This is a genomic window from Bartonella sp. AA1HLJMS, from assembly GCF_042197445.1.
In the GTDB taxonomy this organism is placed as follows: Bacteria; Pseudomonadota; Alphaproteobacteria; order Rhizobiales; family Rhizobiaceae; genus Bartonella.
This window is the reverse complement of sequence record NZ_JBHIRW010000297.1, coordinates 1-573: the sequence shown is the minus strand read 5'-3', so window position 1 is coordinate 573 and position 573 is coordinate 1. Positions and strand designations below refer to the sequence as shown.

Sequence of the window (573 nt, the reverse complement as noted above, 5' to 3'; positions counted from 1 at the left end):
GTCTATTTGCTTTGGGTTTGTTTTCTGACTCTTTGTTATAGCCTGATAAGCTTTTTCTGTTTGTGAAAGTTGTTCTTTTTTTAACGCAAGCTGTTTTTTTAAGAGCTCAATAATTTCCTCTTTTTTTAATAGCTTAATAAGCTCCAGATATTCTGCTGATAGAGCAGGTTGTGGCGGTGAAGCAGGTTGCGACTTCTTAGGTTCTTTTGGCTTTTTTTTAACTCTAGGTTTATTAGGACGTCTAGTTATAATAACATCTCTATTGTGTGTTGAACCTGACAAGCCAGGATATTCCCGATATAATACAGTTCCTTCTGATATGTGCAGTTTTGTTTTATTTCTATCATACGAATGTGCGTTATTTGCATGTGCCAAATTCATTATTGCCAAAAGGGTAACCATTCCTGTTATAATAAATCGCTTTTTCATCTGTCTCCTCGCTTGATTTCGGCAGGGATTGTTTTATTAATTAGGCACGCGGTTCCTGTCATTAGGTTGTTTTAGCTTTGGTGCTAATGCACAAGCCGATAAAAGGTTTGCAATCAAAATTATAAGAATGATCGACTTCATTTT

2 pseudogenes are annotated in these 573 nt (G+C 35.6%); both read right to left on the bottom strand.

What is annotated here, in order from left to right:
* A pseudogene (locus tag ACFIQE_RS11315) lies at positions 1-429 on the bottom strand (hypothetical protein); the annotation flags it as partial.
* Positions 426-570: pseudogene (locus ACFIQE_RS11310) on the bottom strand (TrwH protein). The pseudogenes ACFIQE_RS11315 and ACFIQE_RS11310, both read right to left, overlap by 4 nt.
* Between the last annotated feature and the right edge of the window lie 3 nt (positions 571-573).